Annotated in this window: 29 protein-coding genes; 11 read left to right on the top strand and 18 right to left on the bottom strand. The window is 40.6% G+C overall.

What is annotated here, in order from left to right; genetic code table 11:
* Complete coding sequence (locus AB1A65_RS00475; protein ID WP_366584524.1) at positions 1 to 573, top strand: phosphatase PAP2 family protein; 573 nt, start codon at positions 1 to 3, stop codon at positions 571 to 573.
* Here the strand turns inward: AB1A65_RS00475 and AB1A65_RS00470 are convergent.
* Genes AB1A65_RS00470 through AB1A65_RS00455 form a run of 4 tightly spaced genes read right to left on the bottom strand, consistent with a single transcriptional unit; the run spans position 539 to position 1895 of the window.
* Positions 539 to 1180: an O-methyltransferase gene (locus AB1A65_RS00470; protein WP_366584522.1), complete on the bottom strand. Its 642-nt coding sequence runs from the start codon at positions 1178 to 1180 to the stop codon at positions 539 to 541. The two genes, AB1A65_RS00475 and AB1A65_RS00470, sit on opposite strands and share 35 nt — an antisense overlap.
* Before the next feature lie 14 nt (positions 1181 to 1194).
* Entirely contained in the window at positions 1195 to 1488 is a 294-nt protein-coding gene (locus AB1A65_RS00465; RefSeq protein ID WP_366584520.1) for a type II toxin-antitoxin system RelE/ParE family toxin, read from the bottom strand.
* Entirely contained in the window at positions 1475 to 1717 is a 243-nt protein-coding gene (locus tag AB1A65_RS00460) for a type II toxin-antitoxin system ParD family antitoxin (RefSeq protein WP_366584518.1), read from the bottom strand. Before AB1A65_RS00460 ends, AB1A65_RS00465 begins: the two co-directional genes overlap by 14 nt.
* Positions 1704 to 1895 (bottom strand): hypothetical protein, encoded by a 192-nt coding sequence (locus AB1A65_RS00455; protein ID WP_366584516.1) that lies wholly within the window; start codon positions 1893 to 1895, stop codon positions 1704 to 1706. Before AB1A65_RS00455 ends, AB1A65_RS00460 begins: the two co-directional genes overlap by 14 nt.
* A gap of 78 nt (positions 1896 to 1973) precedes the next feature.
* Here AB1A65_RS00455 and AB1A65_RS00450 point away from each other — a divergent pair, with 78 nt between their 5' ends.
* The gene (locus tag AB1A65_RS00450) at positions 1974 to 2105 is read left to right on the top strand and encodes a hypothetical protein (protein WP_366584514.1); all 132 of its coding nucleotides are present in this window, start codon (positions 1974 to 1976) and stop codon (positions 2103 to 2105) included.
* Positions 2106 to 2377: 272 nt separating this feature from the next.
* On the opposite strand, the gene AB1A65_RS00445 is transcribed toward AB1A65_RS00450, so the two are convergent.
* Together AB1A65_RS00445 and AB1A65_RS00440 are read right to left on the bottom strand one after the other, a co-directional pair.
* The gene (locus AB1A65_RS00445) at positions 2378 to 2680 is read right to left on the bottom strand and encodes a type II toxin-antitoxin system RelE/ParE family toxin (protein ID WP_366584512.1); all 303 of its coding nucleotides are present in this window, start codon (positions 2678 to 2680) and stop codon (positions 2378 to 2380) included.
* The gene (locus AB1A65_RS00440) at positions 2667 to 2918 is read right to left on the bottom strand and encodes a type II toxin-antitoxin system ParD family antitoxin (protein ID WP_366584510.1); all 252 of its coding nucleotides are present in this window, start codon (positions 2916 to 2918) and stop codon (positions 2667 to 2669) included. Before AB1A65_RS00440 ends, AB1A65_RS00445 begins: the two co-directional genes overlap by 14 nt.
* Before the next feature lie 188 nt (positions 2919 to 3106).
* Here AB1A65_RS00440 and AB1A65_RS00435 point away from each other — a divergent pair, with 188 nt between their 5' ends.
* Genes AB1A65_RS00435 through AB1A65_RS00425 form a run of 3 tightly spaced genes read left to right on the top strand, consistent with a single transcriptional unit; the run spans position 3107 to position 6074 of the window.
* Positions 3107 to 3571 carry a GNAT family N-acetyltransferase gene (locus AB1A65_RS00435; RefSeq protein WP_366584508.1) on the top strand — a complete coding sequence of 155 codons (465 nt, stop codon included), beginning with the start codon at positions 3107 to 3109 and terminating at the stop codon, positions 3569 to 3571.
* Between the two features lie 57 nt (positions 3572 to 3628).
* Positions 3629 to 4897 carry a kynureninase gene (gene kynU / locus AB1A65_RS00430; RefSeq protein WP_366584506.1) on the top strand — a complete coding sequence of 423 codons (1269 nt, stop codon included), beginning with the start codon at positions 3629 to 3631 and terminating at the stop codon, positions 4895 to 4897.
* A 28-nt stretch (positions 4898 to 4925) separates the two neighbouring features.
* Positions 4926 to 6074 (top strand): MFS transporter, encoded by a 1149-nt coding sequence (locus AB1A65_RS00425; RefSeq protein WP_366584504.1) that lies wholly within the window; start codon positions 4926 to 4928, stop codon positions 6072 to 6074.
* Positions 6075 to 6080: 6 nt separating this feature from the next.
* On the opposite strand, the gene AB1A65_RS00420 is transcribed toward AB1A65_RS00425, so the two are convergent.
* Positions 6081 to 6764, bottom strand: a complete 684-nt coding sequence (locus AB1A65_RS00420; RefSeq protein WP_366584502.1) for a hypothetical protein — start codon at positions 6762 to 6764, stop codon at positions 6081 to 6083.
* Positions 6765 to 6904: 140 nt separating this feature from the next.
* Between AB1A65_RS00420 and AB1A65_RS00415 the strand changes: the two genes are divergently transcribed.
* The 5 genes from AB1A65_RS00415 to AB1A65_RS00395 all read left to right on the top strand — a co-directional run bounded on the left by AB1A65_RS00415 (position 6905) and on the right by AB1A65_RS00395 (position 10780).
* A complete protein-coding gene (locus tag AB1A65_RS00415; RefSeq protein WP_366584500.1) occupies positions 6905 to 7477 on the top strand; it encodes an RNA polymerase sigma factor in 573 nt (190 codons plus the stop codon).
* Positions 7478 to 7669 (top strand): hypothetical protein, encoded by a 192-nt coding sequence (locus tag AB1A65_RS00410; protein ID WP_366584498.1) that lies wholly within the window; start codon positions 7478 to 7480, stop codon positions 7667 to 7669. It begins immediately after the preceding gene.
* Between the two features lie 24 nt (positions 7670 to 7693).
* Positions 7694 to 8521, top strand: a complete 828-nt coding sequence (locus tag AB1A65_RS00405) for a hypothetical protein (RefSeq protein WP_366584496.1) — start codon at positions 7694 to 7696, stop codon at positions 8519 to 8521.
* Positions 8522 to 8603: 82 nt separating this feature from the next.
* Positions 8604 to 9152, top strand: a complete 549-nt coding sequence (locus AB1A65_RS00400) for an ATP-dependent Clp protease proteolytic subunit (RefSeq protein WP_366584494.1) — start codon at positions 8604 to 8606, stop codon at positions 9150 to 9152.
* Positions 9153 to 9430: 278 nt separating this feature from the next.
* The gene (locus AB1A65_RS00395; RefSeq protein WP_366584492.1) at positions 9431 to 10780 is read left to right on the top strand and encodes an NAD(P)/FAD-dependent oxidoreductase; all 1350 of its coding nucleotides are present in this window, start codon (positions 9431 to 9433) and stop codon (positions 10778 to 10780) included.
* Positions 10781 to 11067: 287 nt separating this feature from the next.
* On the opposite strand, the gene AB1A65_RS00390 is transcribed toward AB1A65_RS00395, so the two are convergent.
* A complete protein-coding gene (locus AB1A65_RS00390; protein ID WP_366584490.1) occupies positions 11068 to 11847 on the bottom strand; it encodes a C4-type zinc ribbon domain-containing protein in 780 nt (259 codons plus the stop codon).
* Between the two features lie 5 nt (positions 11848 to 11852).
* A complete protein-coding gene (locus AB1A65_RS00385; RefSeq protein ID WP_366584488.1) occupies positions 11853 to 12947 on the bottom strand; it encodes a Nif3-like dinuclear metal center hexameric protein in 1095 nt (364 codons plus the stop codon).
* 47 nt (positions 12948 to 12994) lie between these two features.
* Here AB1A65_RS00385 and lpxK point away from each other — a divergent pair, with 47 nt between their 5' ends.
* Positions 12995 to 13990, top strand: a complete 996-nt coding sequence (gene lpxK, locus AB1A65_RS00380) for a tetraacyldisaccharide 4'-kinase (protein ID WP_366584486.1) — start codon at positions 12995 to 12997, stop codon at positions 13988 to 13990.
* Here lpxK and AB1A65_RS00375 read toward each other — a convergent pair.
* From AB1A65_RS00375 to AB1A65_RS00335, 9 genes are all read right to left on the bottom strand, one after another.
* Positions 13987 to 16215, bottom strand: coding sequence for a response regulator (locus tag AB1A65_RS00375; RefSeq protein WP_366584484.1), 2229 nt, complete (start codon positions 16213 to 16215; stop codon positions 13987 to 13989). The genes lpxK and AB1A65_RS00375 overlap by 4 nt on opposite strands.
* Complete coding sequence (gene gap / locus AB1A65_RS00370) at positions 16212 to 17222, bottom strand: type I glyceraldehyde-3-phosphate dehydrogenase (RefSeq protein ID WP_366584482.1); 1011 nt, start codon at positions 17220 to 17222, stop codon at positions 16212 to 16214. The genes AB1A65_RS00375 and gap overlap by 4 nt, the downstream gene beginning before the upstream one ends.
* A 21-nt stretch (positions 17223 to 17243) precedes the next feature.
* Positions 17244 to 18119 (bottom strand): lipoyl synthase, encoded by an 876-nt coding sequence (gene lipA / locus AB1A65_RS00365; RefSeq protein ID WP_366584480.1) that lies wholly within the window; start codon positions 18117 to 18119, stop codon positions 17244 to 17246.
* 62 nt (positions 18120 to 18181) lie between these two features.
* On the bottom strand, positions 18182 to 18742 hold the full coding sequence (locus tag AB1A65_RS00360; protein ID WP_366584478.1) for a sigma-70 family RNA polymerase sigma factor: 561 nt from the start codon (positions 18740 to 18742) through the stop codon (positions 18182 to 18184).
* 36 nt (positions 18743 to 18778) lie between these two features.
* The gene (locus tag AB1A65_RS00355; RefSeq protein WP_366584476.1) at positions 18779 to 18988 is read right to left on the bottom strand and encodes a membrane or secreted protein; all 210 of its coding nucleotides are present in this window, start codon (positions 18986 to 18988) and stop codon (positions 18779 to 18781) included.
* A gap of 75 nt (positions 18989 to 19063) precedes the next feature.
* The gene (locus AB1A65_RS00350; RefSeq protein ID WP_366584474.1) at positions 19064 to 19822 is read right to left on the bottom strand and encodes an anti-sigma factor; all 759 of its coding nucleotides are present in this window, start codon (positions 19820 to 19822) and stop codon (positions 19064 to 19066) included.
* Complete coding sequence (locus tag AB1A65_RS00345; RefSeq protein ID WP_366584472.1) at positions 19819 to 20385, bottom strand: sigma-70 family RNA polymerase sigma factor; 567 nt, start codon at positions 20383 to 20385, stop codon at positions 19819 to 19821. The genes AB1A65_RS00350 and AB1A65_RS00345 overlap by 4 nt, the downstream gene beginning before the upstream one ends.
* Before the next feature lie 199 nt (positions 20386 to 20584).
* Positions 20585 to 21601 carry a UDP-N-acetylmuramate dehydrogenase gene (murB, locus tag AB1A65_RS00340; RefSeq protein ID WP_366584470.1) on the bottom strand — a complete coding sequence of 339 codons (1017 nt, stop codon included), beginning with the start codon at positions 21599 to 21601 and terminating at the stop codon, positions 20585 to 20587.
* On the bottom strand, positions 21598 to 22794 hold the full coding sequence (locus AB1A65_RS00335; RefSeq protein ID WP_366584468.1) for a pyridoxal phosphate-dependent aminotransferase: 1197 nt from the start codon (positions 22792 to 22794) through the stop codon (positions 21598 to 21600). Before AB1A65_RS00335 ends, murB begins: the two co-directional genes overlap by 4 nt.
* Between the last annotated feature and the right edge of the window lie 142 nt (positions 22795 to 22936).

Raw genomic sequence — 22936 nt, 5'->3', positions numbered from 1 at the left:
ATGTTACAAAGATTGCTCGAATGGGATAGGGATACGTTTATCTATCTCAACAGTTTGGGCATTGAAGAATATGATGGCTTTTGGTCCACGGTGACTGATATAGCTACATGGATTCCACTTTTCATCCTATTTGTCATTCTGTTTTTCCTGAAATTCCCAAAACGCGAGGCTTGGTTTAAACTTTTGACTCTCATTGGATTGGTCATTTTTATTACCGCCATAACCCATTGGACCAAAATTTCGGTAGCTCGGTTGCGACCCAATAACACGGAAGAAATCAATACGTTGATTCGTATTTTAAAAACCCCAACCGATTACAGTTTCTTCTCAGGGCATGCCTCAAGTTCCTTTTCCATTACCACCCTAATGTTTCTTTTCCTTCGGAAGAGCATAAAATGGGCAGCACTGTTCTTTATTTGGCCCATTTTGTTTGCCTTGAGCCGTATTTATGTCGGGGTGCATTTCCCGATAGATATTTTAGTAGGAATGGTTGTTGGGATTCTGTCCGGAATTCTTTTCTACAAATTGCACAACCGATTTATTTCACCCGACTCAAGGTCAGTCCATCCCTAATGGGCAATATCACTGTTTCAACCCGTGGGTCACTTTGTAACTTTTTATTGTAGGCCTTCAAAGCAAGTGTGGCTTTGTCCGATTGGGGAACTGGCTCCACCACTTTCCCTGACCATAGTACATTGTCTGATAAAATAACACCGCCCGGTTTGGTTTTTTGAATCACAGCCTCAAAATAGGCATCGTAGTTTACCTTTTGGGCATCGATAAAGACCAAATCAAAGGTAAGGTCCAAGGTGGGGATAATATCCAATGCATCCCCCGTATGTTGAATGATTTGGGGTCCAAAACCACTTCGGTCAAAATACTTGCGTTGAAAACTATGCAGTTCCTCATTGATTTCAATGGTATGCAGTTCCCCGTTGTTGCGGAGCCCTTCCGCCAAACAAAGGGCTGAATACCCCGTGTAGGTTCCAATTTCCAAGATTGTTTTGGGAGCAATGATTTTGGATAGCAAACTCAACACCCGACCTTGAAAATGCCCGGTGATCATGCGCGGCTGTAACACTTTTAGATGGGTTTCCCGTGATAAATCCGCCAATAGTTTGGGTTCTGATTGGGAGTGGTCTTCTATGTAATCTTCAAGTATGTTGGAGAGAAAATGCATTGTTTTTATGAACTTTAAAGATGCTCAACAAAATTCATACGTTTGCCCAACACCCGAACAATAAAAATTTCGTTAACACTATCAAATTGGTAGAAAATGACATGGGCTTTATAACTGTAGTATTTTAAGGAATCTGAAATGGCCGATGCGTCTTTGGCCAATTCTGGGCGTTCGGCGAGTTCCTCTAAAAAACTTTCCAAATTCAATAAATACTTGGAAGCCTGTTTAGGACCAAAAAACTTTATACCGTATTTATAAATGCCAACTAAGTCATATTGGGCCCTGGTAGATAAATTATAATTCCCCATTATCAACTTTTGCGATAATGTCACTTATTTTGAGATTACTTCTGCCACTTTGCAATCCATCATCAATTGCGGCCTTGAGCTCCGCGAGTTTCATGTTCTCTTCCTGGTCCTTTCTTACCAAATCCCTTATATATTCACTATCATTGGTAAAGTCACCTGATTTAACCCTAAGCTTTATCCAACCATCTTGTTGATTTGTAAAAGTGATTGACTTTCTAACTGTTTCCATAAACCCATTTTTGTGATGCAATATAATACTTTTTTGCACCACTTATGAAATGTCCCGTGATCATACGTGGCTGCAATACTTTTAGATGGGTTTCCCGAGATAGCTCTGCCAATAGTTCAGGTTCTGATTGGGAGTGCCCTTCTATGTAATCTTCTAGGATGTTGGATAGGAAATGCATTGTTTATTTAAACTTTAATTGGACTTAATAAGCTCAATATATTCGTTAAGTTTAGGCTGAATGTCCCAAATCCCAAACATGAAATACCAAATTCCAAAGAAAAGGCCCAACACATTCGATTGTTTAAGGTGTAATTCTTTCTCAAACCGAATTATGGCAGAAGTAGCCATTATCATCATTGAAAACATTGAAACCATGGCAGCTATATGAAAAGACATCAAGGTTTCTAACCCAATCCCTGAAAACAACATCGTAATCCCGAAAATATAATACAGTGAACAATATCCCGCCAATGAGATAAACAATATCTTGTTAAATTCACGGTATTTTGGAAGCTTTTTATTTAATTCCTTGCAGATTGAGAACAACCAAATCAAATATGGAATGCCCAAACAACAAAGCCAGAACAACTCTTTTGGTTTTTTTCTCAAATATCTATCGGTCATTTCAAGTTGCATTTTTCTCTCATCACTTCTTTAAACTTACTTTAGGTGCTTTGGAAAGTACATTCTTCCCCCTAAAACCCGGACTATGAAGATACTTTTTTCCTCGATATGGTAAAAAATCACGTGTGATTTATACCTATATCTTAAAAGCATACGATTCTTTACGGCAACGTATCTTTTGCCCAATTCGGGGTTCTGGGCCAATTCTTGTAAAGTGATTTTAAGACCCTGGGCATATTTTAGGGATTGTCCTTCACCGAATTTTTCGATGGTGTACTTGGCAATAGCTTTTATATCAGCCTTTGCCTTAGCACTGATTATATAGCTATTTACCGCCATTGAACTCATTCATGGCTTCTTCCCAAATGCTATCTATTGTAGCATCGGATGGACCGCTCTCTATTCCCTCTATCAGTGCATCATTCAGGTCAACTATGCTCTTTCTGCGCTCTTGGTCTTTTCGGATTATATCCCTAATATATTCACTGTCGTTGGTGTAAAAGCCTTGTTCAATCAAGCTTTTGACAAAAGCATCCTGCTGTTCGGTAAATGTTATGGATTTTCTAATAACCCCCATAATGAACCAATAGTATTAATTATGGTTCAATTTAGCGATAAATCAGTTACGAAACAATCTTTTATTTGAGCTTTTGGGTTCTACCGAAAAAATCTGCTATTAATTCAAGTAGTTGCTCAATCAAGGTTTATTTTTTCAAAAATAGATAAAAGAAGTACATTCGGAGAGAACTTGTACCCTCAATTGAAATGACTTCAGACCAAATTACAATTCGAAATGCCACTTTGGACGACCTGCCCATACTACTCCAATTTGAACAAGGCATCATTACGTCAGAACGCCCTTTTGATGTGACTATCAAGGAAGACCCCGTGAGCTATTATAACCTCAAACAGATGATTTTGGATGATGATAGCTGTGTTATTGTGGCCGAAGTGGAAGAGAAGGTGGTATCATCGGGTTATGCCATTTCAAAACGGGCGCGGCATTATCTCGATCATGAATTTTATGCCTATTTGGGGTTTATGTACACTGACCTGGAATATCGAGGAAAAGGTATCAATGCCTTGGTTGTAGATGAACTGAAGAAATGGTCCCATGAAAAAGGCTTCAAAGAGATTCGGTTGACGGTTTACAACGATAATCTCCCTGCCATAAAGGCCTATGAAAAAGTTGGTTTTAAAAAGCATATCATTGAAATGCGGTTGGAATGATAACGGTGCCCTAAATTAGATTCACAAATCGTATTTTTGGGTCAAATCAAGTAAAGTATGACGTTCCATAATACCCTTGAGTTCGCACAACAGTTGGATGCGAAGGACAAGCTTTTTAAATACCGCAAGGAATTTCATTTTCCTAAAGTGAATGGAAAGGAGGTCATCTATTTTACAGGAAATTCTCTGGGGCTACAACCTAAAAGAACCCAAGCCTTTGTGGATGACGTCATGAAGGATTGGAAGGAACTCGCTGTGGAAGGTCATTTTTATGCAGACAAACCGTGGTGGGATTATCACGAGCGATTGGCAGCAGGTTTAGGTAAGGTGGTTGGGGCAAGTGCAAAAGAAGTTTCGGTGATGAATACCCTAACGGTGAACCTGCATCTTTTAATGGTTTCCTTTTATCGCCCTAGCGCAAAACGCTATAAAATTCTGTGTGAGGAAAAAGCATTTCCTTCCGATCAGTATATGTTGCAAAGTCAGTTGCGATTCCATGGTTTGGACCCAAAAGACGCTTTAGTAGAGGTGAAAAAACGGGAAGGGGAACATTTTTGGCGAACTGAGGACATCCTCGAAAAGATAGAAGAAGTAGGTGAGGAGTTGGCTTTAGTTCTAATGGGCGGCGTAAATTATTACAACGGTCAGGTGTTGGATATGGAGGCCATCACCAAAGCGGGCAAATCTGTTGGGGCCTTTGTAGGTTGGGATTTGGCCCATGCCGTGGGCAACGTAAAATTGAAATTGCACGATTGGGATGCCGATTTTGCAGCCTGGTGCAGTTACAAATACATGAACAGTGGGCCCGGAAATGCCTCAGGTATTTTTGTACACGAAAAACATTTGGGTAAAAAAGATGTTCCGCGCTTTGAAGGATGGTGGGGTACCAAAAAGGAAACCCGATTTTTAATGGAACCGGAGTTTGACCCTATTGAATCTGCGGATGCTTGGCAACTAAGTAACCCTCCCATACTGTCGCTTGCACCGTATTTAGCTTCACTGGAACTGTTTGATGAAGTCGGTATGGATAACCTCATTGAAAAACAAAAGACCCTCACGGCCTACTTGGAGTTTGTTCTGCATGAAATAGATAAACAGGTGGAGAGTTCATTTGAGATTATCACCCCCAAAGAGCGCGGTTGTCAGCTTTCTGTCTTTTTGCATGGTGAAGGTCGGTCATTGTTTGATTATCTCATGAAAAATGGTGTTATCACCGATTGGAGGGAACCCAATGTCATCCGATTGGCTCCGGCCCCTTTTTATTGCTCTTATTCGGATATGTACAATTTTGGGCAAATATTAAAGCAGGGCATCCTGCAAAAGTAGATAGCCTTGCTTTAAATTAGCCAATCTTATGCGGTCATTGTTGCTCATTCTCTCCAATCCAAGATATTTTGGTCCTTCATGGATTTTTGCCAGTGTTAATATTTGGTTTGGAACGTGGGCTATTTATATTCCCTCCGTCAAAGAAAAGCTGGGAATAGACAATGCCGATCTTGGTATTGCCCTTTTTTGCTTGTCGCTCGGTGTTTTTACCATTTTTCCCATGGCCTCCAAACTTATCAACAGAATAGGGGTGGGAAAGGCATCATGGATAGGGGTTGTGTGTGTTTCTCTTGTGGCCCTGTTGCCTCTTTTGGCCCCAAATTACTACATGTTGATGGGCGCTTTGTACCTTTTTGGTGCAGGTACAGGTTTTACGGATATTGCCATTAACACCTTGGTCACTGAGATTGAGAAGGAGGACAAACAAAACTTTATGTCGGCGGCACATGGCTTTTTTAGTTTAGGTGGAATTTTGGTAGGTCTCGGTAGTTTTCTGATTCCCGTGATTGGAAATCCTGTTTTGCATATGGGAATTTCGGTTATGGTGGTGTTCTTCATTAATTTTTATTTCAAAAAACACTACATTAATATTGTTGCCGCTCCGGCAGAGAAAGAACCGTTCAGCTTGAGACTTTTTAGGCCCTTACTACTTTTGGGAATTATTGGGTTTATCTGTTATGCCTGCGAAGGGGCTATTGTGGATTGGAGTGCGTTGTATCTAAAAGAGGTGGTTTTGGCCCCTGAAATGCTAATAGGAGCCGGATTTTTAGCCTTTTCCATCACTATGACCATAGGCAGATTCTTGGGCGATGGCATTAGCGCCATCATAGGTCCCATAAAAATAGTAGGCTTGGGTGCACTTATTGCTGCTTTTGGCTATGTATTGATTTTGACCCAGCATACGACATGGTCCATTATTGGTTTTGCATTTAATGGACTTGGTTTTTCGGTAATTGTGCCCGAATTGTTCCGTATTGGGGGCAATGTAAAAGGCGTGGATAGCTCACAAGGGATAGCCTTTATTGCAGGTTCGGGGTATATCGGCTTTTTGTTGGGGCCCGTTGTCCTTGGATTTGTTGCCGAAACCACCTCCCTTGTCTATAGCTTCTCTGTACTACTAGGCTGTATTTTGTTTGTGTTGGGGATTACGTTTTTTCTTGGTAAAAAAAGAAAATAAGTCGTGTTAATCGGTTACTGACAAACCCGTAAAATAGAGGTGAAAGCTACCATCCTCTTTTTTATGGTCTTGCGCTATTTTTACTCCCTCTATTTCGGTGTAATTTTCCCAAGTGGTGGCCAAGGAGGGCTCCTCTTGGTTTGATTTTCGGTACACCCATTCCCTAAGAATGTGATCATCCTTAAAGTAAAAATCATAGGCATCACCGGGCGTATAGCCACCTTCATTTTTGTAGACAATGGTCAATTTTTGCATGTCTTCCCCACTGATGGGTGCTTTTTCAGCTTCCGAATGTTCAAACGTATAGCTGTTAGCGTCCCATATCAAATTAAAAGGAGCTAAAAGCCAATAGCGGTCATTCACGAAACCTGCATTCCTTTTATAGGCGGTGCTATCCATGGAAGCTCTATTATAGGTCAACGTATCGGCACCCGAAATGGCTGTGACCTCATTCATTTTAGGTTTCCAAACCCAATTACGCTCAAAATGGGTGGTGTCCCTATCCACGTTAAAGGTGAAAGTGATTTCAGAAACGGATTTCCAATGTTCATATCCGTGCGCGGCAGCAATTTTTTCAGGAATGTTTTTTTCGACCATGGGTTCAGCTTCGGTAGAAGCTTTCTTGGGTTCGGTTTTGCAACCGGTAAAAAGTATGATTGAAAAGATAAACAATGGATGGATGGTCTTCATGTCTGATTTTTAATCAAATATACCATGTTTTTGATATCTTGCGCGCCATTTTCTCGACAGATTAAATAAATCAACCCATTCGTGTGACTTTTCTAAAAAAGCTGTTTCTAATAGTTATAAGTAACCCCGACAGAGCATCTTTGGAAACGGAAGACGTGTGTGCCCATCTATCGGATGAGGAATTAGTGGAACGTATTGTAGCAAACAATGACCCCTTACTGTTTGGGCGGTTGTATGACCGCTATGCCAAAATGGTGTACAACAAGTGTTATGGTTTTGCCAAATCTGATAGCGAGGCCGAAGACTTGACCCAAGATGTCTTTTTGCAGTTGTTCATTAAGTTGAAGACATTCAAAGGCAAGTCAAAATTCTCAACGTGGTTATATTCTTTCACTTATAATTTTTGCGTCAACTATGTAAACCGGAACAAGCAACGAAAAATGCGGGATAAATCAATTCCTGTTGATGAAACCGAATACAAGTTGAAGGCTGAGGTTCCTGATCAGAGCTTGTATGAAATGAAGGCAGAAAAGCTGAAAAAGGCCTTGGAGCAAATATCAGCTGAAGATAAATCTCTTTTACTGTTAAAGTATCAAGACGGTGCCAGTATCAAAGAATTGGTAAGTCTAATGGAGATTGGGGAGAGTGCGGTGAAAATGCGGTTAAAGCGCGCAAAGGAAAAATTAATGGAAATCTATAACACCCTACAATAGATGGCAAAGCAACACAGGAACCCGTTCAAACAATTGGAGGCCTCACTAAAGGAGGCCCCTCCAGAAATGAAGCAAAAAGTGATGAACGATATTGCCGCGGCAAAGTTGATCATGGACTTGGCCTCACTCTTTTCCCTAAACGTGGGCAGTGCTCTGCGAAAGCTTTTCAGAACCTCGGGAGACAACAACTAACTACAACATAAATAAACAACAACTATGGAGACACTAAACAATTGGAAAGATCTTACTATTAATTCATTTTCATCGATGGGAAAGGAGATAGCCACCGTTTTTCCCAAAATCATAGGAGCCATCACCATTCTTATTGTGGGATGGTTGGTCATAAAAATTGTCCTTTTCCTTTTGGGAAAAATTTTAAAACTCACCAAAGTTAGTGCGCTGAGTGAACGCATCAATGACATGGATATATTTGGCAAGGGGGATTTTAAAATTGATATTGTAAAAATTATTCTAGGTTTTGTAAAATGGGGACTATTGCTGGTATTCCTGATTGTAGCTGCCGATATTCTCAACTGGGGCGTTTTATCCAACGAAATAGGAGTGCTTTTGCGCTATTTGCCTAGATTCTTTAGTGCTTTAGTACTGCTCATGATTGGTTTTTATATTGGGAATTTGGTAAAAAACACTTTAAAACGTTTGTTTGATTCATTGGAATTGGGCGGTTCCAATTTGGTGAGCAACCTATTGTTTTACATCATTGTGATTTTTATGTCAATTACGGCTTTGAACCAAGCCGGGGTTGATACTACCATCATTACCAACAACATAACATTGATATTAGGTTCCTTTTTATTGGCTTTTGGTCTAGGGTTGGGATTGGGCTCCAAAGATGTAATAGCGGATATCCTTCGGTCTTACTACACTCGGAAAACCTATGCTGTGGGCGACAAAATAACCATTGGCGATGATTCCGGGACTATTGAGGCCATTGAGAACAACAGCCTTACGTTAGTAACCAAGGCAGGAAAATTTGTGATACCCATCAAAGATGTGGTTGCTCAAAAGGTGGAAATTAGATCGTAGAACCGGTATTTGGACAAAAGCAGATTATCCACCAATATTTCCTCGGAATTTGATTATTTTTGAAACTTTCAACACATAAAAAATGAGTCAAAAGAAAGGAAAGGTTCAAGAATTGATCCAAGAAAAACTGTTAGAAGAACGCAAGGTGTTTTTGTGGGGAATGGTGGATGATGATTCCGCAAAGCACGTCATAGATCGTCTACTGTACTTGGATTTGCAAAATAACAAGGAAATTCAACTGATTATCAATAGCCCTGGAGGGTATGTTACCTCCGGTTTTGCTATTTACGACACCATAAAACAACTTAAAAGTCCCGTTTCAACAGTCTGTTCCGGTTTGGCAGCATCTATGGGGTCCATTCTTTTATCCGTTGGAAAAAAGGGGAGACGATTCATTCAACCCCATGCACGGGTTATGATTCACCAACCTAGTGGTGGAGCACGAGGTCAGGCTTCCAATATTGAGATTCAGGCCAAGGAAATCATTAAAACCAAGGAATTGGGCGCAAAGATTTTGGCTGAAAACTGTGGTCAACCTTTTGATAAGGTCATGAAGGATTTTGATCGCGATTATTGGATGGGTGCCGAAGAATCTGTGGAATACGGAATTGTGGATGAAATCTTGAAATAAGATAAAAATACCTTAAAAAGGGAAAAAGTCCTTCGCAAGTTTTTGTGAAGGACTTTTTGCATATATATGGACGCCGAAGCGGAATATTTTATTTAACATATATACGGCAACAAAGATGTCACCAGACTTTAAAGAAGTGTTAAAAATGAGTGATATATTGGTTGCTCTTGGCGTTTGAATTCGTAATGTGTTGATTTTCAATTTAAAATGTAGAAACTGCTAAAGCCGCCCAATTTGCGTATTTTTACAGGGTAATTGGAATTCGCCATTGGGCATTTATGACACAGACGCCAAAAAACATAGCCATCATCGGTTCCGGATTGGTGGGTTCTCTCTTAGCCATTTATCTACGTAAAAAAGGACATTCGGTTACGGTTTTTGATCGTAGACCGGATATTAGGACTATTAAATTTTCGGGCCGCTCCATTAACTTGGCCATGAGCAATAGAGGATGGCGTTCTTTGCGAAAAGTTGGTTTGGAAGAACGCATCAAGGAAATTGCCATTCCCTTGGATAAAAGGGCAATGCACGTAAATGATAAACCCGTCTATTTTCAGAAATATGGGAAAGAGGGTGAGGCCATTTGGTCCATTTCTCGAGGAATCCTCAATAAAAAAATGATTGATTTGGCCGAGGAAGCGGGGGTTGAATTCCGGTTCAATGAAAAAGTATGGGATGTAAACCTTCCCGAAGCCAAAATATACACTGGAGAAACCGAAAAAAGCGAGTGGAAGGAATACCAATATGATATTATTTTCGGGTGTGATGGAGCCTTTTCAAGGGTACGTCACAAAATGCAGCGACGTAGCCGATTTGATTATTCCCAAGATTTCATCGATGTGGGCTATAAGGAATTGACCATACCTGCCAATGAGGATGGAACTCATAAATTGGATAAAAATTCGTTCCATATTTGGCCAAGGGGCAAGTTCATGCTCATTGCCATGCCCAATATAGATGGAAGTTTTACTTGTACGCTGTTTTTACCTTTTGAAGGGGAGGTCTCTTTTGAAAGCATCACTACGGAAGAAGCAGCGCGAATGTTTTTTGCTACGTATTTTCCCAATGTCAGAAAGGATATTGAAAACCTATCCCAGGATTTTTTCAAAAACCCAACCAGTGCCATGGTCACCATGAAATGTTACCCGTGGACCTATTGGGACAAAGTGGCCTTGGTTGGCGATTCGGCCCATGCCATTGTTCCGTTTTATGGGCAGGGGATGAACGCTGGGTTTGAGGATATTTATGTGTTGAATGAATTTATGGAAGCTCATGGTGATGATTGGAATACTATTTTTGAGAAGTACCAAGAGGAGCGAAAACCCAATGCGGATGCCATTGCCGAGCTTAGTTACCGAAACTTTGTGGAGATGAGCAGTAAAACGGCTGACCCTAAATTTCTATTACAAAAGAAGATTGAAAAGTGGTTTTCCACTAAACATCCAGACAAATGGATTCCCGTTTATTCCAGGGTTACTTTCTCCGAAAGGCCGTATACCGAAGCACTGGCCATAGGGGATGAGCAAGAATCAATTATGAAAGAGGTATTGAAAATGCCAAATATTGAGTCGGAATGGGAAACCAAGGAAGTAGAAAACAAGATTCTGGAACTATTGGGCGATAGTTAGAAAGGATTTTTAGGGTCTTGTTGTCATGTCGAGCGCAGTCGAGACATCTTTTTAAAGTTTGACACGAACCCCACGAATTTGATCGAAGATGTATTCTGAAATGAGATGCCGAAACAAGTTCGGCATGACAATCTTGAAAATGCTTTTGTCATTTCGAGCAAAGCTAGAAATCTAAAAAGCAGTGGAAATAGATTTCTCAGTCGTAAACTCCTTTGAAATGCCATAAATGAAAGAAAACAAAAAAGCCACCAAAAGGTGGCTTTTATTTTTAAAGGAAATGCAAATGTTTACAGTTTCGCAAACATATTCTGCATTCTTTCTTGTTCTTCTTCTGCCAAAAGTGGGTCTACCAAAATCCGTCCACTGTGTTCATCCGTAATGATTTTTTTACGGGAAGCAATCTCTACCTGAACTTGGGGTGGAATAGTGAAGAACGAACCTCCAGATGCACCACGCTCCACAGGAACCACGGCAAGACCATTTTTTACATTGGTACGAATTCTTTTGTAGGCTTGAACTAAACGATCTTCAATTTTTTCTTCAAACTCTTCTGACTTTTTCAAAAGAGCTTTTTCTTCTTTTTCTGTTTCAGCAAGAATAGCATCCAGTTCCCCTTTTTTGTGCTTTAAGTGACCTTCGCGCTCAGAAAGCTTTTCTTTGGTTTCAGCGATAACTTCCTTTTTCTGTTCAATTTGGGCCTTGAACTCCTTAATGTTCTTTTCCGCCAATTGAATTTCCAATTCTTGGAACTCAACCTCTTTGCTCAAGGAGTTGAACTCACGGCTGTTACGGACATTCTTTTGCTGTTCCGCATATTTTTTAATAAGTGCTTTGGACTCCTCAATGAGATTCTTTTTGGCCGTAATCTCAAAATTAATGGTCTCAACGTCTGTTTTTAGTTTGTCCATACGGGTTTTAAGGCCAAGTACCTCATCTTCCAAGTCCTGTACTTCCAATGGGAGTTCTCCCCGCACATTGCGTATTTCATCAACCCTGGAATCAATGAGCTGTAGATCGTACAATGCTCTTAATTTTTCTTCCACGGTGCTTTCTTTTTTGTTCGCCATATTGTTTATAAATACTTGATGGGATTTGTTTTACTCTCCGATAAAGAGACTGCAAAATTAGGAATTTTTTTTGTAAGATAATCAACCAATAAATCTTTTGTAAACTGCTCAGTTTCAAAGTGCCCAATATCCGCAAGAACAAGTTGGTTTTCGGCTTCAAAAAACTGGTGGTATTTTAGGTCAGACGTGATGAAAACATCCGCTTTGGCTTTTTTGGCCGCCGAAATGGCAAAAGCACCACTTCCTCCCAAAACAGCAACCCGTTTTACCTTTTTGCCCAGTAATCTGGTGTGACGGACAACGGAGGCATTCATTTTGGTTTTTACGTATTCCAAAAATTCAATTTCATCCATCTCGGTCTTCAAGGTACCTACCATACCGATTCCGATATCTTGATTTATATTTTGGAGGACGGAGATTTCATATGCCACTTCTTCATAGGAATGTGCATCAAAAAGAGCGTTCAAGATTTGCTGCTCTTTTTCAAAAGAGAAAATTACGTTGATTTGGACTTCGTTCTCCACATGAACCTTTCCGATATCCCCAATAGTGGGGTTTGCTTCTTCCCCAGCCATAAAAGTACCCGAACCTTCCAGACTGAAACTACAATTGCTGTATTTTCCAATTTCACCCGCTCCTGCTGCAAAAAGAGAAGATTTTACCGTTTCCGCCTCATTTATGGGGGCGTAGGTAGTCAATTTTTTTATGGTTCCTGACTTGGGAATCAGTATTTTAGGATTTTCTATGCCCAGGACCTCACAAATTTTGGCGTTGACCCCATTTTTACTATTATCCAACGCAGTGTGCATGCTATAAATGGCAATGTTGTTGGCAATTGCCTTCATAACAACCCGTTGTACATAATTACTTCCCGTGAGTTTTTTTAGCCCAGAAAAGATAATGGGGTGGAAACTGACGATGAGATTGTATTTTTTTGAAATTGCCTCATCCACAACGTTTTCCAAAGTGTCCAAGGTTACCAATATGCCATTTACGGTCATATTTGGGTCACCTACCAACAACCCTACATTATCAAAATCCTCCGCATGGGCTAAGGGAGCCAGCTCTTCCAGTATTTTTGTGATATCCTTTACGGTCATTTGTTTTTCTTAAGTAGGCTAAAGATAAAATATTATATTTTCGTCCCATGTTGCAATTGCTCCGTAAAATAGCGTTTCCGTTTTCTTTGGTCTATGGCCTAGTGGTGCATTTGCGAAATTTTCTATACGACACAGGTGTATTCAAATCCCATACTTGTAAAACCCCAACGTTGTGTGTTGGCAATTTAAGTGTTGGTGGAACAGGAAAAACCCCAATGATTGAATTTTTAGTTCGTATGTTCGAGGGGCATACCATTGCGGTATTGAGTCGGGGGTATAAAAGGCAGTCCAAAGGTTTTTTATGGGCCGATGATAACAGTTCCGTTTTGGATTTGGGCGATGAGCCCTATCAATTGCACCAAAAATTTTCTGAAATCACTGTGGCCGTGGATGCGGACCGAAGGAATGGTATCACGCAACTGGAAAATAAAGTAAAGCCAGAACTTATTTTACTGGACGATGCATTTCAGCACAGAAGGGTGAAACCTAATTTTTCCATTCTTTTGACCAGGTATGGTAATCTTTATGTGGATGATTGGTATCTTCCTACGGGAGACCTTCGCGATAGCAAGAGAGAAGCTAAACGTGCCGATTGCATTATTGTTACCAAATGTCCCAAGAATTTGTCCCAATCGGAGAAAAATAGGATTCAGCATAAACTAAAACCGCTACCACATCAAAAAGTACTGTTCGCCACTTTGGAATACAGCACTATTTTAAAAGGGGAGGTGGGAACTCTGAGCTTGTCTGATGTTCGGAAAAAGAAGGTGACCTTAGTTACGGGTATAGCACAACCAGAACCTTTGGTGCAGTACTTACAATCTGAGGGGGTGGAATTTGAGCATTACAAGTTTGGAGATCATCATCATTTTTCGGAAAGTGATATACAAAAGTTCAGGGACCATGCTTTGATTCTCACTACAGAAAAGGACTATGTGCGATTACAGGGTCGAGTCAAAAATCTATTTTATGTGGAAGTGGCCCATAGTTTTGGTACTGAGGACCATTTGTTTTTAGAGACAACCCTTAAAAGTTTGATTTAAATGAGCCCCTGCATCTTACTTTTGGAAATGTTTTCACCAATCTTTTGATAGAATACCTCTGGTTTAAAGGGTTTGGTGACCACATCATTACATCCAGCTTTGTAGAAACTGTCCAGACTATCATCCAAAGAAATTGCGGTCAAAGCAATAATGGGTATGTCTGGGTCAAATTTTCGAATTTGGCGCGTAGCCTCCTCACCGCTGATGCCAGGCATGTGAATATCCATTAAAATACAATCATACGTATTGGCCTTGGCCAAGTCAATGGCTTCGTTACCGTTATTTGCAATATCGCAGGTAATCTCTTTTTTGGTGAGCATTTTCTTGGTAATCACCTGATTGATCTTATTGTCCTCTACAATCAATATATGAAGTCCTTTAAAGTCAAACTCTTCCGGATTCAATTCAAAGCTAACCTCATCAATGGCTTTCTCATCACATTTAAGGTCCATTTCAAAAAAGAAAGAACTACCGTGGTCAATCTCACTTTCCAATTGAATGGTACTGCCAAAGAGTCCGAGTAAACTTTTAACGATGGTAAGACCCAAGCCAGTACCTCCATATTCACGGTTAATTTGGATGGAGCCCTGCTCAAAACTATCGAAAATGTTTTTCTGCTGATCTTCGGAAATTCCAATGCCGTTGTCCCTAACCTCAAAATATAGTTTTACTTGGTCTTCTTCTTTTTTCAATAATTTGGCAATGACTTCAACCTTTCCATTCTTGGTGAATTTTAGGGCATTACCTACGAGATTCATGAAGATTTGCGATAGTTTTATAGGGTCACCCAATAGCTGATTAGGAATATTGGGGTCATAGTCCAAAATGAGTTTGGTTTTATTTTCATTGGCGTTCTGTTGCAAGGAATCAACAACATCAGCGAGGACTTTTTCTAGTTTAAACTCAATGCTCAACGGTTCCAGTTTGTCAGCGTCTATTTTGTTGATTTGAAGGATGTCGTTGATGAAGTTCAACAAATATTCTCCTGAAAACTTTAATGATTTTAGGTGTTCTTTTTGGTGTTCGGCCGGATTTTCTTCCAACAACAGGTGCGTGAGGCCGGTTACGGCATACAAAGGCGTTCTAAGCTCGTGGGTTACAGTTGAAAGGAAATTGGTCTTTGCTTCCATGGCCGAAACCGCTGAATCCCTGGCCAACTCCAATTCTTTGTTTTTGGTGTACAACAAATCGTTGGTCTTTAACTTGATTTGGTTGTTTCTAAAAAGGGATACTGCGAGCAATGAGATGATTGTTAAAAAAGCGGAAGTTAAAATCGCTGTGATTTCTGAACGGTTTTTGGATTCGCTCAATTCCTCATTCTTGGCTGTGAGCTTGTTTATTTCGTTCATCTGGTGCTCAAACCGTAGTTTGTCGGCTTTGTCGGCATCAAGTTTGGCCTTTTCAATAGTAAAAATGGAGTCTTTTATTTGCTCTAACGCTCGGTTGTAACTTAAAGCTTCATTATAGCGACCAATAGATTCATAAATTTTGGACAACTCTTCATTCGCTGCTCTTATCTCTTTGGAGAATCCATGTTTTTCTGCCAATTCCAAAGCGGCTTTGGAATGGACAATGCCCTCTTCCATGTCATTGAGCTTGATGCTGATTGTGGACAATTGTAGGTTGGCTTTTGTGGCCAGATATGCCCTTTCCTTATCGTCTGAGTTTACAATAAGCGCATGAAGGTTTTTAATGGCATCGTCATATTTTTCAATATTTGTAAAAATATAGGCTTCTAAAAGCAGAATATTGTTACTGAGATTTCTGTTGTTGCTCAGCATTCTGGATTCTTCCAGGGATTTTAGGGATTGAAAGTTGTTGCCTTCCTCAAAACGGAGTGCTGCGTCCAAATACAGATGAAAGGCTTGGCCGTAGGAGTATGAGACATCCTTTAGTAGAATGCTGGCCCTATCCCAATAAAAAATAGCGGTATCCCTATCACCTTCTTCCAAATATAAGCGGGCGAATTGATGATAGGTATCCAGTAAAAGTTTTACATCTTCGTTACTTTCTGCAATTTTAGCAGCCTCATCCAAGGTTTCCAAAGCTAGGTCCAACTTGTTTTGATGCCTATATTCTGTGAATTCATCAAAGATGGCCTGCACTTTGGCCGTAGAACTAATGTCATCTTGATTTTGACCAAAGGATATTTGGGTGCATATTAACATGCACAACAGAAACAGCGACCTAACGCCAATCCATTTGTGTAGTAAGTTCGAGGTCAAACGTAATCTTTCTTTATAAGCAAAGCTATTAAATCAACAATTCTGGAACAATAACCAGTCTCATTGTCATACCACCCGATAATTTTCACCATTTTTCCAATCACGGAGGTCATCAAAGAATCAAACGTACAAGAATGACAACTATTGTTTATATCGATAGAAACAATTGGGTCTTCCGTATACTGGAGAATGTTGTTCAGTTCATTTTCCGCTAATCTCTTAAAGGTACTATTTATTTCGTCAATGGAAGTTTCCCTTTTCACATTAAAAGTGATGTCTGTAAGGGAGCCATTGGGTACGGGTACGCGAATGCCACAACCTCCAATAACATCAGACAGTTCGGGAAAAATCTTGGTTAAGGCCTTGGCTGCACCTGTTGTGGTGGGTATAATCGATTGTGCCGCAGCGCGGGACCTTCTTAAATCACGATGTGGGCCATCATGAAGCCTTTGGTCCGAGGTGTAGGAATGCACTGTGGTGATATAGGCCTGCTCAATGCCACAAAGTTCGTTTACCACCTTAATCATGGGTGCCGCATTGTTGGTGGTGCAAGAAGCATTAGAGATGATGTCATCCTCTGGGCCAATAATCTCTTGGTTCACCCCTAGGACTACCATTTTTATGAATTCATCGTCAGGTGGAACAGAAAGAATTACCTTTTTGGCGCCATTTTTTAGGTGAAACTCCAAATCCTGCCTTTTCTTGAACTTTCCGGTGGATTCAACTACAAGGTCTACACCATGGGCCTTCCAATCGATATCTTTTGGATGTTGATGATTTAGAACGTTGATTTTTTTGCCTTTGACCGTTATATTATTACCATCAGATTGCACTTCATCACTCAATGAGCCATGAATGCTGTCATATTTTAGAAGGTGCGCCAAGGTTTTGGCATCTGCCAAATCATTGATGACTGCCACGCTAATATTTGGATGGTTTTGAAGCAGTCTAAAAAGGGTTCGGCCAATTCGGCCAAAGCCATTTATACCGATTACAATATTTTTCATGATAGGGGACGGTCAAACGACCTAGTGTATATGTTTATGAGCCTTATAGGAGGATCTCACCAAAGCGCCACTCTCCACATGTCTAAAGCCCATTTCCAATCCAATTTCCTCATATTTTTTAAACTGTTCGGGCAAAATGAACTGTTTTACAGGAAGGTGTTTTTTGGAAGGTTGTAAATATTGTCCAATGGTTACCACGTCTACATCTACGCTTCTAAGATCTTCCATGGTGGCAATCACCTCATTTTCTTCTTCTCCCAAGCCCAGCATGATACCAGATTTGGTCCTATTGGCCCCGTTTTTCTTCAAATAGTTTAAAACTTCCAAACTTCTGTCATATTTGGCCTGAATCCGAACTTCACGGGTGAGTCTTCTTACCGTTTCCATATTGTGAGAGATGACCTCGGGAGCAACTTGCAAAATTCTATCCAAATGGGTTTCAATGCCCTGAAAATCTGGGATAAGGGTTTCCATGGTGGTTTCTGGGTTCATTCTCCTGACCGCTTTCACGGTTTCGGCCCAGATAATAGAGCCCATATCTTTTAAATCGTCCCGGTCCACAGAGGTGAGAACGGCATGCTTAATGTTCATGATTTTTATGGAGCGTGCCACCTTTTCGGGTTCGGCCCAATCCACGCTTTCGGGTCTACCAGTTTTTACACCACAGAATCCACAGGAACGGGTGCAAATGTTCCCTAATATCATAAAGGTAGCCGTACCTTCTCCCCAGCATTCGCCCATATTGGGGCAACTTCCTGAGGTGCAGATAGTATGCAGGTCATACTTGTCCACCAGACCTCGTAACTGGGTGTATTTTTTCCCTGTTGGGAGCTTTACCCGAAGCCATTTTGGTTTTCCTTTTGGTGGATGTACATTTTCCGCTAAACTTATGCTCATACAACAAAATTAGAGATACAAAGATACGAAACTGGGAAGGAAACCAGTAGTCTTAGAACGACTCACTTTTTCTTAATGATTTCGGCCAAAAGCTTCTTGGCACGCAGGAGTTTTACCTTGATATTGTTCATGGGTTCGTTGAGTTCTTTGGCGATATCGGCATAGCTCAACTCGTTAAAATACCTCAGATTGATGACCTTTTGATAGTGTGGTTTCAATTTTTTGATGTCCCGCAACAAGTTGGCAAGATTTTGTTCAATGATCAATTGGTCTTCCACAGAAGGAGTTTCGTCCAAGACTTTTTTTACCTCGTCGCCTTTGGAATCCATTTCATCCAAGAGACTTCGCTTTCTTTTGCGAATAAGGTCTACATGTAAATTTTTGGAGATGGTGATGAGCCAAGTTTTGAACTCGTAGGTGTCATCGTAAGTGTCTATTTTGTCAAAAGCCCTTGAAAAGGTTCGGATGGTAATGTCCTCGGCATCATTTTCATTTTTGGTGCGCATCAACTGAAAACCATATACATCATTCCAAAAGGTATCCAAAAGCGTACTAAAGGCAATCTGATTGCCCTGCTTGGCTTTTTCAATGTTTTCCTTAATGAACTGCTCGGTTTTCTCCAAAAATGTGGTTTTGCAATAAGCGTTGCAAAAGGAGGGTTACTGAAGTTCTGGCATGGAATCTCTCTTGCACTCTTGTTCGTCTGGCTGTTTTCCGCAGAAACCACAAGCTTCACCTTCTTTGTTTAGGTAAGGGTTTTGGCTTGCACACGTTCCGGCAAACTTTCCATCTTTTTTACCCCAGATTTTAATGGCGATTCCAGCAAATGCCAATGCCAATAGACCTATGGTCAATAGTGCTAACTTCATAATCCAACTTTTGCACAAAGGTACAAAATACCCAACGAAAGCAGGAGTAGTTTAGGAATACTTTAGGGGGAGCTTTTAATAGTTGATATTGGCCACAATGTTTTCCACAGAGGGAGAGGTGTTGCCGCCTTCCGGTTCAATGGTAATGTAACCTACAGCCTTATCTGCATAGGGTAGGGCAAGAAGTTTATCCTTGTCGTTAAATTCTTTGATGACACCCAAATTCACTAATTCCCCATTGACTTCGGCCCACATTTGGAAACATTTGTTCTCCGGTAATTGGGGAACATTGCTAACATTGATGTACGACAGCTTTTTTACAGGGTTAATATAGGCGATAGCCTTAAGTTCTTTTCCCTCGCGTTGGCCTTTTACCTGATATTTTCGGGTATCTGGGTTGTTGAGGACGATAAACTGATTGCGCATATCTTCCAGTTGGTCCTTCATGTTGTCTTCCAAATACTTGATTTTGTTGGTCACCAAAGTATTTTCTTGCTGTAGGGTTTGGTTCTGGCTCCAGAAGAAATAAGACGACCCGGCAAAAATCATGATGGCCACACTTGCAGCAACCGCATATTTATAGAACCTCTTGAAGACAGCCTTTTCTTGTTTTGCACTTGCAATAATGATTTCTTTGAGTCCTTCAGGGGTTTTCTTGGCATACATCTTAGCGAAGGCCTCCAAATTATCTTGAAGTTCATTGTAGATATCCCTTACCTCAGGGTACATGGCAATATAACGTTCGGCTTGTAATGCTTCCTCTTTTGAAGCATCTCCAACCAAATATTTTTCGAGAATGTCCGAATCTAAAAATTGTTTAACTTTTTCCTTCATGGCAATACGTTTAATAATACTAGTAGCATCATGGTTGTACCGTAAATCTTTCCAAGTTCCCTAAGACCAATCTTTAATCTAGATTTTATGGTCCCCAAGGGAATATCCAATTCGTCACTTGCTTCCTGTTGCGTCATTCCTTCAAAAAATAGAGCTTCAAGAACAATTCTGTACTTTTCCTCCAGTTTGTGCAAGTTTTCCTGAACGTCTAGATGCTCGGGACTTATTCCACTCACTCCTAAGTTATATACGTCTGAAACGTCTATTTGGACTTCCTTGTCGGATTTATTATTTACGCTTCTTAATTTATCGATTGCGGTGTTGCGTGTAATGCGGAACAACCATGTAAAAAGTTTGGCCTTGGAAGCGTCATAGGTGTCTGCTTTTTTCCAAATTTTGATGAAACTTTCCTGAAGCACATCTTGAGCCAAATCCTCATCTTTTACCACTTTGTACGCTACACCAAATAAGGTGTCCCCGTAATTTTCATACAGTAAGGATATGGCTTTATCGTCCTTTTCCGCTAGTAGCGAAACAATATGTCTCTCAATCAGTGTACTCATTCAGGGTCTACTATGATAAAATTTTAAAGGGCGAAATCTAAAATAGGGTTTAAATCGTATATAGAACAAAGCTAAGGTAGAAAAAGCATTATTTGCCGGCTTTAAAATTGAAAAACAAAGAGCGTTTGGGCTCATAGGACATATATAAGTTTGGTTAGTTTGGTTTGGTATAACCCCCGTTATTGTTTCAATGCGGGGGTTATTTTATGATATTCACCTCTGGCTGAATTTTTATTTTAAACTGTTCAGCCACCTCTTTCTGTATGTGTTGGGCCAATTTCCATATTTCTGCCCCGGTGGCATTTCCATAATTTACAAGCACCAATGCCTGTTTTTCATGTACACCCGCATCACCAAAGCGTTTTCCCTTAAAACCACATTGCTCAATGAGCCAACCTGCCGGAATCTTGTACTCACCGTCTTCTACCTCGTATGAAGGTACCTTTGGATATTTTTTTATGAGTTTTGTATAAGTTTTGTGGGAAACGATGGGGTTTTTGAAAAAACTTCCACTATTGCCTAATTCTTTTGGGTCTGGTAGTTTGCTCTGCCGGATGGCAATCACTGCGTTGGAAATATCCCGAATGGTAGGGTGTACAATGCCTTTTTCCCTTAGTTCCAGTTCGATGGAGCCATACCCCGTATGCAAAGTGTGGTTCTTTTTGGTGAGTTTAAGGTTTACCGAGGTGATGATGTATTTTCCTTTTGCTTCATTTTTAAAAATGGAATCCCTATACCCAAACTCGCAGGCATCATGACCAAAGGCCACTAATTCCCCGGTTTCGATTTCCATGGCGGAGCAGCTCACAAAAACGTCCTTCAATTCAACGCCATAAGCCCCAATGTTCTGAATAGGCGCCGTTCCTGTATTTCCGGGAATCAAAGAAAGATTTTCCAGTCCCCCATAGCCTTTTTCTAAACTCCATAAAACCAGTTCGTGCCAGTTTTCACCGGCCATCACCTTGATTTCTACATCGTCCTCATTTTCATCAACAATACTGATGCCCTTAAGATTGATGTGCATTACCAAAGCATCAATGTCCTTGGTGAGGAGCATATTACTTCCACCACTGAGAATGAACTTTTTGGGATAGGCTTTTAGCTCAAGGATTTTCTGCAACTGTGCCAGTCCGGTAATTTCAACAAAATACCGTGCTTTTACATCTATACCAAAGGTATTGTGGTGCTTTAAGGATATGTTTTCCTGTATATTCACGAATTGGAATTGTACTGCTTTAAGGCTTTACCCAGAATGTGTACAGCCTTTACAAGTTGGTTTTTTTCCAGCACATAGGCAATCCTAATCTGGTTTTTTCCCAAACCGGGTGTGGCATAGAAGCCTGCTGCTGGTGCAACCATAACAGTGCTGTCATCAATTTCAAATTTTTCCAAAAGCCACTGTGCAAAATCATCAGCATCTTCTATTGGTAATTCCACTACGCAATAGAAAGCACCTTGTGGTACGGCCACTTTTACACCGGGCAGTTTTTTGAGTTCGGTGATCAACACATCTCTACGGGCAACATATTCTTCAATGACATCATCAAAGTAGGATTTCGGAGTTTCCAGAGCGGCCTCGCTGGCAATTTGAGCAAATGTTGGGGGTGATAACCGCGCTTGTGCGAATTTCATTGCGGTCTGAATCACATCCTTATTTTTTGACAATAAACACCCAATCCGCGCACCGCACATGCTGTATCTTTTGGAAACGGAGTCGACCACTATAGCATTTGCCTCAAGGCCCTCTTCCTGTAAGATGGAATAATGCTGCTTGTTGTCATAGGTGAATTCTCGATAGACCTCATCTGCAATAAGGAATAAATCGTGTTTTTTGACCAAAGCGGCCAATTGCTGAATTTCTTCCTTGCTATATAGATATCCTGTTGGATTACCGGGGTTGCAGATAAGGATGGCTTTCGTTTTTGGACCTATCAACTTCTCAAAATCCGATATGGGAGGGAGTGCAAAATTAGTTTCTATGGATGAGGCAATGGGAACCACTTTAACCCCGGCCGCCGTTGCAAATCCGTTATAATTGGCATAAAAGGGCTCGGGAATGATGATTTCATCGTCTGCGTCCATAATGGAACCCATGGCAAAGGAAAGAGCTTCGGACCCCCCTGTGGTCACAATTACCTCCTTAGCGGTAACATGAATGTCTTTTTGGGCATAATACCCGGCAATTTTTTCCCGATACTCCTCAGACCCCTCTGTCATGCTATACGCCAACACTTCAATGTTGTGATTTCTAACAGCATCCAAGGCAACTTTTGGAGTCTTTATATCAGGCTGTCCAATATTGAGATGAATGACATGGATTCCCCTCTTTTTTGCGTCTTCGGCATAAGGAACCAGTTTACGGATGGGGGAAGCGGGCATTTGCCTCCCTTTGTTGGAAATAGTTGGCATGGACAAATTTTTACGCAAAAATGGGAAAACCAACCCTTGAAAACAACACATTGCACCATTATTTATATACTTTCTAGAATGTTAAATAGAAAGGAGTGTCTTTGATTAATTTGTATATTTAATAAGCATAATCCCTTAGAAG

Origin of the sequence: Allomuricauda sp. ANG21 (assembly GCF_040705235.1) — a bacterium.
Classification (GTDB): domain Bacteria; phylum Bacteroidota; class Bacteroidia; order Flavobacteriales; family Flavobacteriaceae; genus Flagellimonas; species Flagellimonas marina.
This window is presented reverse-complemented; position numbering and strand designations above follow the sequence as displayed.

Excerpts from the sequence above, each read along its gene's own strand:
- AB1A65_RS00475 (WP_366584524.1), top strand. The coding sequence starts at position 1 with ATGTTACAAAGATTGCTCGAATGGGATAGGGATACGTTTATCTATCTC.
- AB1A65_RS00470 (WP_366584522.1), bottom strand. The coding sequence starts at position 1,180 with ATGCATTTTCTCTCCAACATACTTGAAGATTACATAGAAGACCACTCC.
- AB1A65_RS00465 (WP_366584520.1), bottom strand. The coding sequence starts at position 1,488 with ATGGGGAATTATAATTTATCTACCAGGGCCCAATATGACTTAGTTGGC.
- AB1A65_RS00460 (WP_366584518.1), bottom strand. The coding sequence starts at position 1,717 with ATGGAAACAGTTAGAAAGTCAATCACTTTTACAAATCAACAAGATGGT.
- AB1A65_RS00455 (WP_366584516.1), bottom strand. The coding sequence starts at position 1,895 with ATGCATTTCCTATCCAACATCCTAGAAGATTACATAGAAGGGCACTCC.
- AB1A65_RS00450 (WP_366584514.1), top strand. The coding sequence starts at position 1,974 with ATGAAATACCAAATTCCAAAGAAAAGGCCCAACACATTCGATTGTTTA.
- AB1A65_RS00445 (WP_366584512.1), bottom strand. The coding sequence starts at position 2,680 with ATGGCGGTAAATAGCTATATAATCAGTGCTAAGGCAAAGGCTGATATA.
- AB1A65_RS00440 (WP_366584510.1), bottom strand. The coding sequence starts at position 2,918 with ATGGGGGTTATTAGAAAATCCATAACATTTACCGAACAGCAGGATGCT.
- AB1A65_RS00435 (WP_366584508.1), top strand. The coding sequence starts at position 3,107 with ATGACTTCAGACCAAATTACAATTCGAAATGCCACTTTGGACGACCTG.
- kynU (WP_366584506.1), top strand. The coding sequence starts at position 3,629 with ATGACGTTCCATAATACCCTTGAGTTCGCACAACAGTTGGATGCGAAG.
- AB1A65_RS00425 (WP_366584504.1), top strand. The coding sequence starts at position 4,926 with ATGCGGTCATTGTTGCTCATTCTCTCCAATCCAAGATATTTTGGTCCT.
- AB1A65_RS00420 (WP_366584502.1), bottom strand. The coding sequence starts at position 6,764 with ATGAAGACCATCCATCCATTGTTTATCTTTTCAATCATACTTTTTACC.
- AB1A65_RS00410 (WP_366584498.1), top strand. The coding sequence starts at position 7,478 with ATGGCAAAGCAACACAGGAACCCGTTCAAACAATTGGAGGCCTCACTA.
- AB1A65_RS00405 (WP_366584496.1), top strand. The coding sequence starts at position 7,694 with ATGGAGACACTAAACAATTGGAAAGATCTTACTATTAATTCATTTTCA.
- AB1A65_RS00400 (WP_366584494.1), top strand. The coding sequence starts at position 8,604 with ATGAGTCAAAAGAAAGGAAAGGTTCAAGAATTGATCCAAGAAAAACTG.
- AB1A65_RS00395 (WP_366584492.1), top strand. The coding sequence starts at position 9,431 with ATGACACAGACGCCAAAAAACATAGCCATCATCGGTTCCGGATTGGTG.
- AB1A65_RS00390 (WP_366584490.1), bottom strand. The coding sequence starts at position 11,847 with ATGGCGAACAAAAAAGAAAGCACCGTGGAAGAAAAATTAAGAGCATTG.
- AB1A65_RS00385 (WP_366584488.1), bottom strand. The coding sequence starts at position 12,947 with ATGACCGTAAAGGATATCACAAAAATACTGGAAGAGCTGGCTCCCTTA.
- lpxK (WP_366584486.1), top strand. The coding sequence starts at position 12,995 with ATGTTGCAATTGCTCCGTAAAATAGCGTTTCCGTTTTCTTTGGTCTAT.
- gap (WP_366584482.1), bottom strand. The coding sequence starts at position 17,222 with ATGAAAAATATTGTAATCGGTATAAATGGCTTTGGCCGAATTGGCCGA.
- lipA (WP_366584480.1), bottom strand. The coding sequence starts at position 18,119 with ATGAGCATAAGTTTAGCGGAAAATGTACATCCACCAAAAGGAAAACCA.
- AB1A65_RS00355 (WP_366584476.1), bottom strand. The coding sequence starts at position 18,988 with ATGAAGTTAGCACTATTGACCATAGGTCTATTGGCATTGGCATTTGCT.
- AB1A65_RS00350 (WP_366584474.1), bottom strand. The coding sequence starts at position 19,822 with ATGAAGGAAAAAGTTAAACAATTTTTAGATTCGGACATTCTCGAAAAA.
- AB1A65_RS00345 (WP_366584472.1), bottom strand. The coding sequence starts at position 20,385 with ATGAGTACACTGATTGAGAGACATATTGTTTCGCTACTAGCGGAAAAG.
- AB1A65_RS00335 (WP_366584468.1), bottom strand. The coding sequence starts at position 22,794 with ATGCCAACTATTTCCAACAAAGGGAGGCAAATGCCCGCTTCCCCCATC.